This is a genomic window from Streptomyces marispadix, assembly GCF_022524345.1.
GTDB lineage: Bacteria > Actinomycetota > Actinomycetes > Streptomycetales > Streptomycetaceae > Streptomyces > Streptomyces marispadix.
In genome coordinates this window covers 4,656,220-4,673,804 of the sequence record NZ_JAKWJU010000002.1, presented here as the reverse complement: position 1 = coordinate 4,673,804, position 17,585 = coordinate 4,656,220, and the positions used below count along the sequence as shown (strand labels likewise).

Genomic DNA, 17,585 nt, shown 5'->3' with positions numbered 1-17,585 from the left:
TCGCGTCCGCACCCGGTCAGGCGGGCGTGACGTCCAGGGCGTGACTGACCAGCGCGAGCAGGGACTTCAGGACGGTGCTCCGCTCCCGTGCGTCCATGATCACGACAGGCACATGCCGGGGCACGGACAGGGCTTCCCGCACGTCCTCGGCTTCGTACGCGGTGGTGCCCTCGAAGTGGTTCACCGCGACGACGTACGGATACCCGCAGCTCTCGAAATAGTCCAGCGCGGGGAAGCAGTCCTCCAGGCGCCGGGTGTCCGCCATGACGACGGCACCGATGGCGCCGCGCACCAGGTCGTCCCACATGAACCAGAAGCGCTGCTGGCCCGGCGTACCGAACAGATAGAGCACCAGGTCCGATTCGAGGGTGATGCGGCCGAAGTCCATGGCGACGGTCGTCGTCGTCTTGTCCGGCGTGGAGGCGATGTCGTCCGTGGACTCGCTCGCCTGCGTCATCAACGCCTCGGTCGTCAGCGGTTCGATCTCGGAGACCGAACCGACCAGCGTCGTCTTGCCCACGCCGAAGCCGCCCGCCACCACGATCTTCGTGGAGATGGGGGCCTGTGAGAGATCCTCCTGCCAGTCCTGAACTCCGGGCGCGGTCCCGTCCGCAGTCCTCACTTCTTCCACGACCGGCTCAGAGCCTGCGAAGTCCACCCAGCACCCTTTCCAACAGCGCACGGTCGGGCCGGTCGCTGCCGTGCCCGGTGCCATGAACGCGTACCCGTCCTTGATCGGCGAGGTCGCTCAGCAGAACCCGTACCACGCCCAGAGGCATCTTCAACAGTGCCGCGATCTCAGCCACCGACCGCATGCGGCGGCAGAGTTCGACAATCGCCCGCATCTCGGGCATCACCCGGTCACGCAAACCGCCGGAGGTCAACTCCGGGCGCTCCTCCGGGGCTTCGATCGCCGCGACGATCGTCTCGACCAGCAGCACATGGCCGAAGCGGGTACGGCCTCCGGTGAGGGTGTAGGGGCGGACTCTCTTCGACTTGCCGCTCTCACGCCGTACGGGCAACGGAGGCGGAGAGGAAGGGGAAGAAGCAGGTGTCACTTGTCCAGCTCCATCGACGAGCGCAGTTCGGTTCGGAGTTCGGGCGTTAGGACATGGCCGGCGCGGCCGACGAAGAGCGCCATGTGGTAGGCGATGACGCTCATGTCGCAGTCCGGCGTGGCGTGCACACCGAGCAGGGAACCGTCGCTTATCGACATCACGAAGAGCGAGCCCTCTTCCATGGCGACCACGGTCTGCCGGATCTCACCGCCGTTCATCAGCTTCGCGGCGCCGAGAGTCAGCGATCCGAGTCCGGAGACGATGGTGGCCAGGTCGGCGCTCGAACCCTTCGGGCTGCGGCGGCTGCTCCTGCGGACCGCAGGGGGCTCGGCGGCGCCTCTGTGCCGCCCGGAGCCGCCGTCGCCGTCCGCGGCGCCGTCGCCCTGACGCGGGTCGCCGGACGCGCCGGTGGCGGCGGCGTCGTCAGCGGCGGTCTGCGCCTGCTGGTCGGAGGCCAGCAGCAGAAGTCCGTCGGACGAGACGACGGCGACGGACAGGATGCCCGGCACCTCGTCGACAAGGTTCTCCAACAGCCAGCGCAGATTGCGCGCTTGGGTGCTGCCGGTAGTGCGCGTGGTGGGCGCGTTCACGTGCGAGCCTCCTCGGCGGTACCACCATCGGACTGCGCCCCCCGTCGGTCGATCACATTCTCATCAGCGCCGGTCTCGACGGCCGCGTCACGGCGTCCGTGGGCGGCGCCCCGCTGGAAACCGCCCAGGCGGCGGCGCATCTCCTCGGCGTTCGCGCTCTGCCTGCGCGGCGGCGCCGAGTTCGTCTGCGCCTCCACATGGTGCGGGGTCCGCTTGGGGAGTCCCTTGTCGGTCACCCTCGGCTGCTCCGGGAGACCGGCGCGGGGTCCGGCGGGTCCGGCCTCGGGCGCGGGGCCGGACTCCGGTGCGGGAGCTGTCTGTTGAACGGGGGCTGTCTCGTGTGCGCCGCCGGGCTCCCCTACGGGGCCGGTGCGCTGCGCGGGGCCGGACTCCTGCGTGAGGGCGGACTCGTGCGCGGGTCCGGCTCCGGGGGCGGCGTGGCGGGCCCTGCGCGGCCCGGGGCCCGGGGTCTCCGTGCCATGCCAAGTCCCGGTGCCCGCAACGGTTTCGGCGGGCCCGTCTTCCGTTGGCCCGGCCTCCGCGGGCCCGTCCCCGGGCTCCGGCTCCGGGTCGTGACCCGCCCGGGTGCCCGACTCGCCCGGCGCCCAGCCGTGTTCCTCGGGGGCGCCCGAAGCACCTGCGTCGCCCGCGTCGCGAGCGGCGATCCCCGCGTCGCGAACGGCCTGTTCGGCTGCCGTGACCAGCGGATCGTCGCCGTGTCCGCTGCCGGCTCCGGCTCCGCCGACTCCCGGGGCCTCGCTGCTTCCGGCGGGTGCTTCGGCTCCTGCGCCCGGGCCGCCCCGACGGCGGGGCAGCGCATTGGAGTTGGCCTCCGCGACCGAACCGGGGAACGACGACGAGAGCGCCTCGGGACGGCCTCCACCCGGTACCTCCCCGGACCCCGCCGCGACCGGCGCCGGCCGCGACGGCAGCAGCGCGCTCGGTACGGCCACGACGGCCGCTATGCCGCCGCCCTGCCGCCGCTCCCGCAACTGGACCCGCAACCCGTGCCGTGCCGCGAGCCGTGCGACCACGTAGAGGCCCATGCCGAGCCCGGCCTCCGCGCCGCGGTCCCCGCTCCCCATGCCCGGTGCCTCCATCTCCGGGGGCTCCTGCCCCTCGGGGACGCTCAGCCTGGCGTTGAGCGCGGCGAGTCTTCTGCTGGTGACGCCTATGCCCTCGTCCTCGATGGAGAGCATCACCTCGCCGCTCTCCAGCAGCCAGCCGGAGAGCTGCACTTGGGCGTCCGGCGGGGAGAACGTGGCGGCGTTGTCGAGGAGTTCGGAGACGAGGTGGCTCAGGTCGTCCGCCGCGTGACCGGAGACCTGTACGTGCGGCGGCAGTGTGCCGAGCTCCACACGCTCGTAGCGCTCGATCTCACTGATGGCGGCCCGCACGACGTCCAGCAGCGGTACGGGTCCCGAGTGGCCGGCGGTGACGTGCTCGGCGCCGGCGAGAAGCAGCAGGTTCTCGCTGTAGCGCCGCATCCGCGTCGCCAGGTGGTCGAGCTTGAACAGCGTGCTGAGCCGGCCCGGGTCGCTCTCCTTCTCCTCCAGGTCCTCGATGACGCCGAGCTGGCGCTCGACCAGGCCCAGGGTGCGCAGGGCGAGATTGACGAAGGTCCCGTGCACGGCACCCGACAGGGCGTCGAGCCGCTCCTTCAGTTTCTCGAACTCGCCGCGCGCACGGTCGCGTTCGGCGGTCAGCGCGTCCTTGTGGCGTACCAGATAGGTGTTGTCGGCCTCCGCCTCGGCAGCACGCTCCTGTACGGCCACGAGGGTCTCGCGCAGGGTGTTGAGCGAGCGTACGACCTCGGCGAACTCGTCGTTCCTGCCGTGGAAGACGACCGGCTCCTCGCCCGCCGGGTCGCTCGCGAGCCTGCGCGAGCCGCGCTTGAGCACCGACAGCGGGCGCGCCATCGACCGCGCCGTGTGCACGCTGATGCCCGCGGCCAGCAGCAGACACGCTGCGACGAGGGCGATCCGCCACTCCAGCGTGGTGACGTCGCCGTCCCGCAGCCGCTCCAGATGCTTCAACTCCTCGGCGGCGAACGACGACTGGACGCCTCGCATCCCGTCGACGCGGGCGGAGAGGGCGGCGTCGATGCGGTCGTGGCTCATCGCACGGTCGGACGGCGACAGGTACGGCTGGTCGGTCAGCCGCGCCAGATAGCGCTCGGCCACGGAGACGTCGGCGCCGGTGACCGTCTTCGCGAACCTCTCACGTGCCGAACTGCCCGCGCCGTCGCCGAAGTCCGCGAGCGCGGCCTGCTCCCTCACGGTGGCGCGCTGCGCCTCGGCGGTCATGGCGCGCTGTGGCCCGCCGGCGGCCAGCGCACCGCGCAGCAGCCCGCGCGCCGAGGACGCCTGCGCCACGGCCTGGCCCAGGTCGGGCAGCGTGTGCGCGGCACCCGAGCCGCCGCCGTCGGTGGCACGCGCGGGCAGGGAGCGGGCGACCTCGGCGCCCACGTCCTGAAGGGTCTTGATGGTGGCGGTGTAGGCGGCGTGCACGTCCAGCGCGCCGCTGCGGCCCGCCTGTGCCTCCTGGCGCAGCCGGGGCAGCTTGCCGAGCGCCTTGCGCACGGAAGCGGGCGCCGTCTCCCGGATCTCGGTGATCTGCCGGTCGACGCGGGCCCGTTGCTCCTCGGTGACACCGGCGCCGTTGCGGCTCGTACGGCCTGCGGCGACGTACTCGACCATGCCGTCGCGCTCGTCGGCGAGGGCGTGTCCGAGGGAGATGGCCCGCTTGTCGAGTTCGGCGCGCTCCACCAGCCGCTGGGACTCGGTGAGGTCGCCGTATGAGGTGAGCACGGCGGGAGTTCCCGCCCCGATCACCGCGATCGAGCAGAGCACCACTGAGGCCAGCAGACGGTTGCGCACCCGGGCCCGGCGGGGCCCGGTCTGCCGGGACGGACCGCCGTCCCGTGCCGTCGTCGGGCTCCCGGGCCTGGATCGCAGTCCGCCCGGCACACCCGGTCCGCCCGGTTTCCGCAGTAGCTTCGTCCGCACCCGTGCTCGCAATCTCGTCGGGGCCTGCCCCGGGACCGGCCCGGGTCGGCTCATTCCAACCTTGTGTCGCAGGAGCGGACTTGGTCCGGTGTCGTCCTAGTACATCCCCTCGGACGCCGTCCGACCCTTCCAGTACGGATGACAGGCGATGTGACGTTCTCCTGCTGGACCACCCGAAGGAGTGAACCGTAACGGGGCGTCAGTGAACAACTCCCCTTGCGCACCCCAACCGCCCTGTAACGGGCACTGGTTGGCAATCCCGGCTGCCTCCTGGCAGGATGCGCATTCGCATACTTGCGGACGCGCTAATTCCGGTCAACTTCGGTTCCCCGGGGACTCTGACCTGGCGGTCCTTCCGTATCGCCCCGCCTCTTGACACATGCCGTGCGGGCCTTCCGGCGCGGTCCGCCGAGTGCAGACTGACGGCATGCGCATCGACATGACCGGCGAACCCGGAGATCCCGGCCGCCCCAACGAGGACTACGTCTCGGCGGCCCTCCCCTCCTCCGGCGAGGGCGGAGCGCTGGTGCTGCTGGACGGTGTGACACCTCCGGCGGGAGACACCGGATGCGTTCACGGAGTGCCGTGGTTCACCGCGCGACTCGGCGGTGCGCTGCTCGAACTCGCCGTCGCGCAGCGGGATCTGACGCTGCGTCACTGTCTTTCGGAGGCCATCTCGTCTACCGCCGCCGCGCACATTTCAATCTGTGACCTTTCTCACAGCCGTACCCCGCAGGCGACCGTGGTCGCCGCCCGCTGGGGCAGGGAGCGCGTCGAGCACCTCGTACTGTCCGACTCCGCGCTGCTCGTGGAGGATCACGGCGGCTCGGTGACGGCGGTGCTCGACCCCCGTCTTGACCGGCTTCCCGAGCATGCGGGCCGACTGCGGGCCCGGGTACGCGAGTTGCCCGAGGGCAGCCCCCGACGGGGCGCCGCACGCGCCGAGTACGTACGAGCCGTGGAGGCGCTGCGCAACGCCCCCGGGGGCTCCGGCTTCTACACCGCGGCCGCCGACCCCTCCGTGGCCGCGCTCGCGGTGACCGGCTCCACGCCGCGTGCGGACGTGCGGGCGCTGCTCGCGCTCAGCGACGGCGCGGCCCGCTGGAGCCAGACGTTCCGGTTCGGCGACTGGGCCGCGCTGCTGAACTTCGTACGCAAGGAGGGCACCGAGGGGCTGATCGCCCGAGTACGGGAGGCGGAGCGCGCCGACCCGGACGGCACGGCGCACCCGCGAGGCAAGCGGCACGACGACGCCTCGGCGGTCCTCGCCGAACTGGGCGTGCACGAAGCGCACGGCCGGGGGGCCGGGGACTCCGAGGACGCTAAGGACGCACGCGAGACGCGCTGAAGTGCGTTCCTGACGCGGCACCGGGCAAAGGCGGCACGCAGGTACCCCCGTGTGTCCCTCAAGGACCCGGACGGGCCGCCGTCAACCATCCGTGTCGGACATGGTGTTGAGCTGGTGGAGCAGCCTCGCCAGCTCGGCGATCTCCGCCGGGTCCCAGGACGCGAGCCTGCGTACGTACTGCGCTCGGCGCGCCTCCCGTACGGACCGGAAGCGGTCGCGCCCCCGGGGGGTGAGATGCACCAGCGACGCGCGGCCGTCGTCGGGGTCGGGCGCGCGGTAGATCAGCCCGAGGTTCTCCAGCACCCGCAACTGGCGGCTGATGGTCGCCTTGCCCACGCCGAAGTACATCGCGAGGTCGGTCGCCCGCTGGGGCCCGCCGTCGTCGAGCCTGACGAAGAGCCCGTACGCCGCGGGCTCCAGTTCCGGGTGGACCTCGCGGGCCATCTCGCCCGAGAAGGCGCGCGCCCGGCGCAAGAAGACCGTCAACTCCCTCTCTAGGTCCAGCAGTTCGGGTGTCGGCTGCAACCTGGCCTCGTCCACTTGTGCGTCCTCTTCCGTCTTCCGCGCGGAAACTTCCCGTCGCCCGACGGCGATCGTCCCAGGTCCGGGAGGATTTCGCAGGTGTGGACCTCCGGCAGAGACGCTGTCCGTCTTCCCCGAATATGTCTACGCGCGTACCGTTAAAGACCTGACATGCCCACACCAGAAGGGCATGCCGAACCCCCCACGCGTCCCGCACGACCGCACCGCCGCACGACCCGCTCCAACGCTCCAACCGCTCCACCCAGCACCGCCATTCGTCCCCCGCCCCCACGTCTCGGAGGCAGCGATGCCAGGTCTCGGATCCGGTACGGCCCGCCGCAGAGGAAGGCTCCTCACCGCGGCGGGATTGTTCATCTCCGCACTCGCCCTGCTCGTCACCGCACCGGGTGCGGCGAGCGCGGCCAGCCAGCAGGAACCCGTAAAGCCCGGCGAAGCCTCGATGGGCGTCGGCGTACGGATGCACGAGGGCGGCGACCCCTCCGACGGGTCACCGCCGAAGACCCTCGCCGCGAGCGTCCACGGCGTCGATGTGAGCGGCCATCAGGGCAACGTCGCATGGTCGGCCCTGTGGGACAGCGGCGTGCGCTGGGCCTACGTCAAGGCGACCGAGGGCACCTCGTACCAGAACGAGTACTTCACGCAGCAGTACAACGGCTCGTACAACGTCGGAATGATCCGCGGGGCCTATCACTTCGCGCTGCCGAACAGCTCCAGCGGCGCCGCGCAGGCCAACTACTTCGCGGACCACGGCGGCGGCTGGAGCAAGGACGGCAAGACGCTGCCCGGAGTGCTCGACATCGAGTACAACCCGTACGGCTCGACCTGCTACGGGAAGAGCCAGAGCGCCATGGTGAGCTGGATCAAGGACTTCACCAGCACCTACAAGGCACGCACCGGCCGCGACGCCGTCATCTACACCACGACGGACTGGTGGACCCAGTGCACGGGCAACAACGGCGGCTTCGGCAGCACCAATCCGCTGTGGGTGGCGCGTTACGCCTCGTCGCCCGGCACGCTCCCCAACGGCTGGGGCTTCTACACCTTCTGGCAGTACACCTCGACGGGGCCGACCGTCGGCGACCACGATCTGTTCAACGGAGCGATGGACCGCCTCCAGGCACTCGCCAACGGCTAACACCCCGGCCGCAGCAGGCGGCGGCGCGTCACACGGGCTCAGGCACGTGAACGCGGCGCCGCCGTGCGGCTTTCCAGCCGGGAGGGGGTGCCCGGTGGCGGCCTCAGGCCGCCACCGGGAGCTCCCGCTCCGCGCCGCCCGGGCAGCCCGACTCCGCGGGAGTCAGAGCCAGTTCGAGCACCTGGCGGATGTCGGAGAGCGGACGCACGTCGAGCCCTTCCAGCACCTCCTCCGGCACATCGTCCAGGTCGGGCTCGTTCCGCTTCGGGATGACGACCGTCGTGACGCCCGCACGGTGCGCCGCCAGCAGCTTCTGCTTGACGCCGCCGATGGGCAGCACCCGGCCGGTCAGCGAGACCTCCCCGGTCATCGCCACGTCCGTACGCACCTGACGGCCGCTCAGCAGCGACGCCAGCGCGGTGGTCATGGTGACGCCGGCGCTGGGGCCGTCCTTCGGCACCGCGCCCGCGGGCACGTGCAGATGGACGCCCCGGTCCTTCAGATCGCCGACCGGCAGCTCCAACTCCGCGCCGCGCGACCGCAGATACGACAGCGCGATGTGTGCGGACTCCTTCATCACGTCGCCGAGCTGCCCGGTCAGGGTCAGCCCCGAGCCGCCCGTCTCCGGATCGGCGAGCGACGCCTCCACGAAGAGCACGTCGCCGCCCGCTCCGGTGACCGCGAGCCCCGTGGCCACCCCGGGCACGGACGTACGCCGCTCCGCCGGGTCCTGGGCCGACTCCGGGGTGTGGTGCGGACGCCCGATGAGGTCGCGCAGCTCTTCCGGGCCGACGCTGACGGGCAGTTCGCGCTCCCCCAGCTCGTGCTGTGCCGCGACCTTGCGCAGCACACGGGCGACGGAGCGCTCCAGATTCCGCACACCGGCCTCCCGCGTGTACTCGGCGGCGAGCTTGCGCAGCGCCTCGTCCTGGAGCAGGACCTCGCCGGCGTCCAGGCCCGTGCGTTCGAGCTGCCGCGGCAGCAGGTGCTCGCGGGCGATGACGACCTTCTCGTCCTCGGTGTAGCCGTCGAGCTGCACGACCTCCATGCGGTCCAGCAGCGCGTCCGGGATCGCCTCCATGACGTTGGCGGTGGCGAGGAACACCACGTCGGACAGGTCGAGTTCGACCTCCAGGTAGTGGTCGCGGAATGTGTGGTTCTGCGCCGGGTCGAGGACCTCCAGCAGCGCCGACGAGGGGTCGCCGCGGAAGTCGGCACCGAGCTTGTCGACCTCGTCGAGCAGCACGACCGGGTTCATCGAACCGGCCTCCTTCACCGCCCGCACGATCCGTCCGGGCAGCGCGCCCACATACGTGCGGCGGTGGCCGCGGATCTCCGCCTCGTCGCGGACGCCGCCCAGCGCGACGCGCACGAACTTCCGTCCCATCGCGCGTGCCACGGACTCCCCCAGCGACGTCTTGCCGACGCCGGGCGGGCCGGTCAGCGCCAGCACGGCACCCCCGCGCCGCCCGCCGACGACGCCGAGGCCGCGCTCCTCGCGGCGCTTGCGCACCGCCAGATACTCGGTGATGCGCTCCTTGACGTCCTGAAGTCCGGCGTGGTCGGCGTCGAGCACGGCCTGTGCGCCCGCGATGTCGTAGGCGTCCTCGGTCCGCTCGTTCCAGGGCAGCTCCAGCACGGTGTCGAGCCAGGTGCGGATCCAGCCTCCCTCGGGCGACTGGTCGGAGGCCCGCTCCAGCTTCTCCAGCTCCTTGAGCGCGGCCTTGTGCACATGCTCGGGCAGGGCGGCGGCCTCGACACGGGCGCGGTAGTCCTCACCCTCGTCCTCCGGGTCGCCGTTGAGTTCCGCGAGTTCCTTGCGTACGGCGTCGAGCTGGCGGCGGAGCAGGAACTCGCGCTGCTGCTTGTCGACGCCCTCCTGAACGTCCTTGGCGATGGACTCGGCCACGTCCTGCTCGGCGAGGTGCTCGCGCAGCGTGGAGACGGCGAAGCGCAGCCGCTCGACGGGGTCGAGGGTCTCCAGCAGCGTCATCTTCTGCTCGGCCGAGAGGAACGGCGAATAGCCGGCGTTGTCGGCGAGCTGGCCGGGGTCGTCGATCTGCTGGAGCCGGTCCACCACCTGCCAGGCGCCGCGCTTGCGCAGCCAGTCGGCGGCGAGCGCCTTGTACTCGGTCATCAGCTCGGCGGCGCCGGACGACTCACCCTCGCCGTCCTGCTGCGGGCCGGTGGTCTCGTCGACGGGCGTGCCCTCGACCCACAGGGCCGCGCCGGGGCCGCTCGTACCGGAGCCGACGCGCACCCGGCCGCGAGCGCGGATCAGGGCGCCGGGGTCTCCGCCCGCGAGGCGGCCGACCTGCTCGACGCTGCCGAGCACGCCCAGGCCCGCGTAGCTTCCGCCGATCCTCGGCACCAGCAGGAGCTGCGGCTTCTCCCCAGCGGTGACGGCGGCCTGTGCGGCCTCCACCGCCGCCCTTACGTCGCTGTCGGACAGGTCCAGCGGCACCACCATCCCCGGGAGCACTACCTCGTCATCGAGGGGCAGCACGGGCAGGGTGAGCGGTTTGGACATCGAAGCCATGATCTCTCCCTCGGCAGGCAAGTTGAGCGGTCTTCGCTCAAGCTGTGATCAGTCAATGCATCGAGGGCGCCGGATGTTCCTCGGGGGCATCCCTGTTCGCCAGGAGCGATCAACGGCGCGGCCTGCACGGGCCGCGACCTGCGGCGCGGCAGCCGCCGGAAGACCCGGTGCAGGATGGGCACATGCAGCAGACCGTCGGCAGCAGCACCGACGACTACGGCACCGGGCGCCCCGTCGTCCTCGACCGCCGGGACGGCCCGCACGGCGAGGTGGTGCTACGGCGCCACGGCGAACTGCTCCAGATCATCGCCAACGGCACCTTCCTGATGGACACCTCCGACGGACGCTCCGAGCGCCTGCTGGTGCGGGCCGCCCTGGCGGAGCTGCGCCGCGGCCGGGCTCACTCCGCGCCACGGCGCCCGCCCCGGCTGCTCATCGGGGGTCTCGGCGTGGGCTTCTCGCTGGCGGAGGCCGCGGAGGAGCCCGAGTGGGGGCACATCACCGTCGTGGAACGCGAGGAGGCCGTCGTCGACTGGCACCGCCACGACGGCCCGCTCTCCGCGCTGACGGCCGCCGCGCTCCGCGATCCCCGTACGGAGATCGTCCACGCGGACCTCGGCGCCTTTCTGCGCGGCGAGCCCGGACCGTGCGAAGCCGGGCGAGGCGAGGGAACGGCCGAGGGCGGCGGAGAGACCGGGGGCGAGGCGCCCCGCGAACTCTTCGACGCGCTCTGCCTCGACGTGGACAACGGCCCGGGATGGACCGTCACCGACGACAACGCCTCCCTCTACTCCCCCGGCGGACTCTCCCGCTGCCTGGCCCGCATGGCGCCCGGGGGCGTGCTCGCCGTCTGGTCCGCACAAAGCTCCCCGACATTCGAGGATGCATTGCGGAATGCCGGATTCCAGGGGGTTCGCACCGAAGAGATCCCTGTCGCCCGAGGCGTCCCCGACGTGGTCCACTTCGCAACCAAACCGGCATAGCCGCAGCCGACACGAGCCCCTTACGCTGCTGCAAGCACGCATACAAACAAGCCACGGGGCCATTGCAGGGGCGGGGTCGAATGGACCAGAAGAACATCACAACGGCACAGAGCAGCAACGCGTCCGCGACGACCACCCCAGGCGCCCAGCGCAGGATCCTGGTCGTCGAAGACGATCCCACCATCGTCGACGCGATCGCGATGCGGCTGCGCGCCGAGGGATTCCAGGTGCAGACGGCGGGCGACGGCCCTGCCGCCGTCGACACCGCCGAGGCGTGGCAGCCGGATCTGATCGTGCTCGACGTGATGCTGCCGGGCTTCGACGGGCTGGAGGTCTGCCGCAGGGTGCAGTCGCAGCGTCCGGTCCCCGTACTGATGCTCACGGCACGGGACGACGAGACCGACATGCTGGTCGGGCTGGGCGTCGGCGCGGACGACTACATGACGAAGCCGTTCTCCATGCGCGAGGTCGCCGCGCGGGTGCACGTACTGCTGCGCCGCGTGGAGCGGGCGACGCTCGCCGCCCACACGCCGCGCAGCGGGATACTCCGCCTCGGCGAGCTGGAGATCGACCACTCGCAGCGCCGGGTGCGCGTCACCGGTGAGGACGTACACCTCACCCCGACCGAGTTCGACCTGCTGGTGTGCCTGGCGCACTCCCCGCGGGCCGTGCTCTCCCGCGAGCAGTTGCTCGCCGAGGTGTGGGACTGGGCGGACGCCTCCGGTACGCGCACCGTCGACAGCCACATCAAGGCCCTGCGCCGCAAGATCGGCGCGGAGCGCATCCGTACGGTGCACGGCGTGGGTTACGCGCTGGAGACCCCCTCCTCGGGCTCCAACTCGGCCAACGCCGCGTCCGGCGCGGAAGGCGGCGGATACCCGGCGTCGGCCGCGGACGGCTCCTGAAGGGGAGCGCCGCGACGTGACCGAGGTGCCCGACTCGCCTGCCACGGGCCGTGCGCTGCGCCTTCCGCGCTCGGCCCGCGTCACGGGGCGGTTCCTGGCGCGCTGCCTGCGCGCCCTGGGCCGTCTCAACCAGCGCCTGCGCAGACGCTGGGAGCCAGTGTGGATCCGTTGGCTCGACCGGATCTGGGAGGGGCTGCGCCCACTCGACCCGTATCGCTCGGTGAAGGCGGCGCTCGGCGCGCTGGTGATCGTCTCCGTGGTGATCACCACGCTGCTCGCGCTCTTCGCGGTCAACTCCGCGACCGAGCTGCGCGTGATCACCATCATCTCGATCATCGCGTCGCTGCTGATCACCCAGTTCGTGGCCCAGTCGCTCACGGCGCCGCTGGACGAGATGACCGACGCGGCCAGGGCGATGGCGGACGGCGACTACTCGCGGCGCGTACGGGGCGACCGCAGGGACGAGTTCGGCGAACTGGCCGAGACCTTCAATCAGATGGCCGCGGACCTCGAAGCCGTCGACCAGCACCGCAAGGAGCTGGTCGCCAACGTCTCGCACGAGCTGCGCACCCCCATCGCCGCGCTGCGGGCGGTGCTGGAGAACGTCGTGGACGGCGTCTCCGACTCCGATCCCGAGACGATGCGCATCGCCCTCCAGCAGACGGACCGGCTCGGCCGGCTCGTGGCGCATCTCCTGGACCTCTCCCGGCTGGACAACGGTGTCGTGCCGCTGCACGCACGACGCTTCGAGGTCTGGCCCTATCTGGCGGGCGTGCTCAAGGAAGCCAACATGAGCAAGGGGCAGGGGCACTCCCGTACGGACGTCCATCTGCACCTCGACGTCTCGCCGCCCGAACTGACGGCCTACGCCGACGCCGAGCGCCTGCACCAGGTCGTCGCCAACCTCATCGACAACGCGGTCAAGCACAGCCCGCCGCACGGCCGCGTCACGGTGCGCGCACGTCCGGGCGCGACCGCGGAGAGCCTTGAGGTGGAGGTGCTCGACGAGGGCCCCGGCATCCCGGAGTCCGAGCGGGCACACGTCTTCGAGCGCTTCAACCGTACGAAGGCCGCCGAGTCCTCCTCACAGCGCGGCCAGGGCCCCGGCGGCGGCGACGGCGGCACGGGGCTCGGCCTGGCCATCGCACGCTGGGCGGTCGATCTGCACGGCGGCTGGATAAGGGTCGCGGAGTCCCCGAAGGGCTGCCGCATCCAGGTCACGCTTCCGGGAGTGGAGGAGGCACAGGGCTAGCTGCCGGTACGGGCCTCGGGGCGAGGGGCCGGGCCGGGCCGGGCCGAGCCGGGGCCGCAGAAGACGGGCCCGGGGCATGCTGAGCCCGGCCGGAGGCCCGAAGAGTACGACGCGGAACCGGGGCCGCCAGTTCCGCTCCCAGACGAACCTTGGTTGTTTCCCGCCAGATCATGTCCCGAAACCGGACTCGCGATGTGACTTGCACGACGACAACCCGGGCTGGACTGCAAGGGAGGCGGGGAGAGGCGTAGCCTTTGTTCCCGCTGTCCACCACCTAAGGAACGCGGAAGAGGGCGGTTGCCGCCGTGTCGTCACAGTCCCCCAACAGCTCGAGCGTCTCGACCCAGCAGGACGGTCAGGGAAGTGATCCCGCCGCCGTGTTCGGGCCAAACGAGTGGCTCGTCGACGAGATCTACCAGCAGTACCTCCAGGACCCGAACTCGGTAGACCGAGCCTGGTGGGACTTCTTCGCCGATTACAAGCCGGGCGCCGAGTCCGCGGGGACCGTGGCCGAGCCCGCGGCGCCCCCCGGCACGACCGCCCAGCAGGCGGCGGCCTCGGCGGCGCCCGCGAAGCAGGCGCCCACGCCCGCTCCCGCGCAGCCTTCGGAGCAGGCGGCCGCGCCCGCCGAGCAGGCCGCGGGCAAGGCGGCACCCGCCAAGTCCGCCGCGCCGAAGCAGCCCGCGCAGCCGAAGGCCGCCAAGCAGGCCCCGGCCAAGGCCGCCGCCAAGCCCGCCGCGCCCGAGCCCTCCGCCGAGGCCGAGGAGCCCGCCGGTCCGGAGTACGTGCCCATGCGGGGCCCCTCCGCGGCGGTCGCGAAGAACATGAACGCCTCGCTGGAGCTGCCCACCGCCACCTCGGTCCGCGCCGTGCCGGTGAAGCTCCTCTTCGACAACCGCATCGTCATCAACAACCACCTCAAGCGCGCCCGCGGCGGCAAGGTGTCCTTCACGCACCTGATCGGCTACGCCATGGTGCAGGCGCTGAAGGCGATGCCGTCGATGAACTACTCGTACACCGAGAAGGACGGCAAGCCGACGCTGGTCAAGCCCGACCACGTCAACCTCGGTCTCGCCATCGACCTGGTGAAGCCCAACGGCGACCGCCAGCTCGTCGTCGCCGCCATCAAGAAGGCCGAGACGCTCACCTTCTTCGAGTTCTGGCAGGCGTACGAGGACATCGTCCGCCGCGCCCGGCAGAACAAGCTGACGATGGAGGACTTCTCCGGCGTCACCTGCTCCCTGACCAACCCCGGCGGCATCGGCACCGTCCACTCCGTGCCGCGGCTGATGCCCGGCCAGGGCCTGATCCTGGGCGTGGGCGCCATGGAGTACCCGGCGGAGTTCCAGGGCACCTCGCAGGACACCCTCAACCGGCTCGGCGTCTCCAAGGTGATGACGCTGACCAGCACCTACGACCACAGGGTCATCCAGGGCGCCGCCTCCGGCGAGTTCCTGCGCATCGTCAGCAAGCTGCTGCTCGGCGAGGAGCGGTTCTACGACGAGATCTTCAAGGCGCTGCGCATCCCCTACGAGCCGGTGCGCTGGAACCAGGACATCGACGCCTCCCACGACGACGACGTCACCAAGGCCGCCCGCGTCTTCGACCTGATCCACTCCTACCGGGTGCGCGGCCACATCATGGCCGACACCGACCCGCTGGAGTACAAGCAGCGCAAGCACCCCGACCTGGACATCACCGAGCACGGGCTCACCCTGTGGGACCTGGAGCGGGAGTTCGCGGTCGGCGGCTTCGCCAACAAGTCGATGATGAAGCTGCGCGACATCCTCGGGGTGCTGCGCGACTCGTACTGCCGCACCACCGGCATCGAGTACATGCACATCCAGGATCCGAAGGAACGCAAGTGGATCCAGGACCGCGTCGAGCGTCCGCACTCCAAGCCCGAGCGTGACGAACAGCTCCGCATCCTGCGGCGGCTGAACGCGGCCGAGGCGTTCGAGACGTTCCTCCAGACCAAGTACGTCGGGCAGAAGCGCTTCTCGCTGGAGGGCGGCGAGTCCGTCATCCCGATGCTGGACGCCGTGCTCGACGCCGCCGCCGAGTCCCGCCTCGACGAGTGCGTGATCGGCATGGCCCACCGCGGCCGGCTGAACGTACTGGCCAACATCGTCGGCAAGTCCTACGCGCAGATCTTCCGCGAGTTCGAGGGCAACCTCGACCCGAAGTCGATGCACGGCTCCGGCGACGTGAAGTACCACCTGGGCGCCGAAGGCACCTTCACCGGCCTCGACGGCGAGCAGATCAAGGTCTCGCTCACCGCCAACCCCTCGCATCTGGAGGCCGTCGACCCGATCGTCGAGGGCGTCGCACGCGCCAAGCAGGACATCATCGGCAAGGGCGGCACGGACTTCACCGTCCTGCCCGTCCAGTTGCACGGCGACGCGGCCTTCGCGGGCCAGGGCGTCGTGGCCGAGACGCTCAACATGTCGCAGCTGCGCGGCTACCGCACCGGCGGCACGGTGCACATCATCGTCAACAACCAGGTCGGCTTCACCGCCGCACCGGAGTCGGCGCGCTCGTCGATGTACTCCACCGACGTGGCCCGGATGATCGAGGCGCCGATCTTCCACGTCAACGGCGACGACCCGGAGGCCGTGGTCCGCGTGGCCCGCCTGGCCTTCGAATACCGGCAGGCGTTCAACAAGGACGTCGTCATCGACCTGATCTGCTACCGGCGCCGCGGTCACAACGAGACCGACAACCCGCAGTTCACGCAGCCGCTGATGTACAACCTGGTCGACAAGAAGCGCTCGGTGCGCAAGCTCTACACCGAGTCCCTCATCGGCCGCGGCGACATCACGCTGGAGGAGGCCGAGCAGGCGCTCCAGGACTTCCAGGGCCAGTTGGAGAAGGTCTTCACCGAGGTCCGGGACGTCACCAACGCCCCCGCACCGGCCGAAGTCCCCCAGCCCGAGGCGGAGTTCCCCGTCCACGTGGAGACGGGCGTCGGCCAGGAGGTCGTCAAGCGGATCGCCGAGTCGCAGGTCAACATCCCCGACCACGTCACGGTCCACCCGCGCCTGCTGCCGCAGCTCCAGCGGCGCGCGGCGATGATCGAGGACGACACGATCGACTGGGGCATGGGCGAGACCCTGGCCATCGGCTCGCTGCTGATGGAGGGCACCCCGGTCCGCCTCTCCGGGCAGGACTCCCGCCGCGGCACCTTCGGCCAGCGCCACGCGGTACTCCTCGACCAGAACACCGGCAACGACTACACGCCGCTGCTCTACCTCTCCGAGGACCAGGCCCGCTACAACGTCTACGACTCGCTGCTGAGCGAGTACGCCGCGATGGGCTTCGAGTACGGCTACTCCCTGGCGCGGCCCGAGGCGCTGGTGATGTGGGAGGCGCAGTTCGGCGACTTCGCCAACGGCGCCCAGACGGTGATCGACGAGTTCATCACCTCCGCCGAGCAGAAGTGGAACCAGACCTCCGGCGTCACGCTGCTGCTCCCGCACGGCTACGAGGGCCAGGGCCCCGACCACTCGTCGGCCCGCATCGAGCGGTTCCTCCAGCTCTGCGCGCAGAACAGCATGACGGTCGCGATGCCGACCCTGCCGTCGAACTACTTCCACCTGCTGCGCTGGCAGGTCCACAACCCGCACCACAAGCCGCTGGTCGTCTTCACCCCGAAGTCGATGCTCCGGCTGAAGGCGGCGGCGTCGAAGACGTCGGAGTTCACCTCCGGGGGCTTCCGCCCCGTCATCGGCGACGGCTCCGTGGACCCGGCGAACGTCCGCAAGGTCGTCTTCTGCTCCGGGAAGGTCTACTACGACCTCGACGCCGAGCGGCAGAAGCGCGGACTGACCGACACCGCGATCATCCGCCTGGAGCGGCTCTACCCGCTGCCCGGCAAGGAGATCCAGGCCGAGATGGCCAAGTACAGCGGTGCGTCGAAGTTCCTGTGGGCCCAGGAGGAACCGGCGAACCAGGGCGCCTGGCCGTTCATCGCCCTCAACCTCGTCGACCACCTGGACCTGATCATCGGCTCCGACCCGGTCCCCAACGCGGACCGGCTCCGCCGGGTCTCGCGCCCGTCGTCGTCCTCGCCCGCGGTCGGCTCGGGCAAGCGGCACCAGGAGGAGCAGCAGCAGCTCATCCAGGAGGTCTTCGACCTCTGAGGGGCTCCGGCCTCCCAGGGGCTCGACCTCTGAGGGGCCTTGCCCTGCGCAGACGGAGGGCCCGCCGGTAACGGATACCGGC

General features: G+C 71.0%; 12 protein-coding genes. 6 read left to right on the top strand and 6 right to left on the bottom strand.

The window, feature by feature from the left end; genetic code table 11:
• Positions 1 to 16: 16 nt before the first annotated feature.
• From MMA15_RS19675 to MMA15_RS19660, 4 genes are read right to left on the bottom strand one after another with little or no spacing between them, the layout of a single operon-like run.
• The gene (locus tag MMA15_RS19675) at positions 17 to 658 is read right to left on the bottom strand and encodes a GTP-binding protein (protein WP_372498272.1); all 642 of its coding nucleotides are present in this window, start codon (positions 656 to 658) and stop codon (positions 17 to 19) included.
• On the bottom strand, positions 639 to 1,058 hold the full coding sequence (locus MMA15_RS19670; protein WP_372498271.1) for a DUF742 domain-containing protein: 420 nt from the start codon (positions 1,056 to 1,058) through the stop codon (positions 639 to 641). The genes MMA15_RS19675 and MMA15_RS19670 overlap by 20 nt, the downstream gene beginning before the upstream one ends.
• Positions 1,055 to 1,648 (bottom strand): roadblock/LC7 domain-containing protein, encoded by a 594-nt coding sequence (locus MMA15_RS19665; protein WP_241061458.1) that lies wholly within the window; start codon positions 1,646 to 1,648, stop codon positions 1,055 to 1,057. Before MMA15_RS19665 ends, MMA15_RS19670 begins: the two co-directional genes overlap by 4 nt.
• Positions 1,645 to 4,527 carry a sensor histidine kinase gene (locus tag MMA15_RS19660; protein ID WP_241061457.1) on the bottom strand — a complete coding sequence of 961 codons (2,883 nt, stop codon included), beginning with the start codon at positions 4,525 to 4,527 and terminating at the stop codon, positions 1,645 to 1,647. Before MMA15_RS19660 ends, MMA15_RS19665 begins: the two co-directional genes overlap by 4 nt.
• Positions 4,528 to 5,083: 556 nt before the next feature.
• Here MMA15_RS19660 and MMA15_RS19655 point away from each other — a divergent pair.
• Positions 5,084 to 6,004: a protein phosphatase 2C domain-containing protein gene (locus tag MMA15_RS19655; RefSeq protein WP_241061456.1), complete on the top strand. Its 921-nt coding sequence runs from the start codon at positions 5,084 to 5,086 to the stop codon at positions 6,002 to 6,004.
• Between the two features lie 81 nt (positions 6,005 to 6,085).
• Here MMA15_RS19655 and MMA15_RS19650 read toward each other — a convergent pair whose 3' ends face one another.
• Positions 6,086 to 6,544, bottom strand: coding sequence for a MarR family winged helix-turn-helix transcriptional regulator (locus MMA15_RS19650; protein WP_241061455.1), 459 nt, complete (start codon positions 6,542 to 6,544; stop codon positions 6,086 to 6,088).
• 289 nt (positions 6,545 to 6,833) lie between these two features.
• On the opposite strand from MMA15_RS19650, the gene MMA15_RS19645 reads away from it, so the two are divergent.
• Complete coding sequence (locus MMA15_RS19645; RefSeq protein WP_241061454.1) at positions 6,834 to 7,682, top strand: lysozyme; 849 nt, start codon at positions 6,834 to 6,836, stop codon at positions 7,680 to 7,682.
• A 103-nt stretch (positions 7,683 to 7,785) separates the two neighbouring features.
• Here the strand turns inward: MMA15_RS19645 and lon are convergent, their stop codons facing one another.
• A complete protein-coding gene (lon, locus tag MMA15_RS19640; protein WP_241061453.1) occupies positions 7,786 to 10,221 on the bottom strand; it encodes an endopeptidase La in 2,436 nt (811 codons plus the stop codon).
• A 182-nt stretch (positions 10,222 to 10,403) separates the two neighbouring features.
• Here lon and MMA15_RS19635 point away from each other — a divergent pair, with 182 nt between their 5' ends.
• The 4 genes from MMA15_RS19635 (at position 10,404) to MMA15_RS19620 (ending at position 17,503) form a co-directional block, all read left to right on the top strand.
• On the top strand, positions 10,404 to 11,204 hold the full coding sequence (locus tag MMA15_RS19635; protein WP_241061452.1) for a spermidine synthase family protein: 801 nt from the start codon (positions 10,404 to 10,406) through the stop codon (positions 11,202 to 11,204).
• An 80-nt stretch (positions 11,205 to 11,284) separates the two neighbouring features.
• Complete coding sequence (locus MMA15_RS19630; RefSeq protein ID WP_241061451.1) at positions 11,285 to 12,109, top strand: response regulator transcription factor; 825 nt, start codon at positions 11,285 to 11,287, stop codon at positions 12,107 to 12,109.
• A 136-nt stretch (positions 12,110 to 12,245) separates the two neighbouring features.
• The gene (locus tag MMA15_RS19625; protein WP_241063309.1) at positions 12,246 to 13,361 is read left to right on the top strand and encodes a HAMP domain-containing sensor histidine kinase; all 1,116 of its coding nucleotides are present in this window, start codon (positions 12,246 to 12,248) and stop codon (positions 13,359 to 13,361) included.
• 305 nt (positions 13,362 to 13,666) lie between these two features.
• Positions 13,667 to 17,503, top strand: a complete 3,837-nt coding sequence (locus MMA15_RS19620; protein WP_241061450.1) for a multifunctional oxoglutarate decarboxylase/oxoglutarate dehydrogenase thiamine pyrophosphate-binding subunit/dihydrolipoyllysine-residue succinyltransferase subunit — start codon at positions 13,667 to 13,669, stop codon at positions 17,501 to 17,503.
• Positions 17,504 to 17,585: the final 82 nt, after the last annotated feature.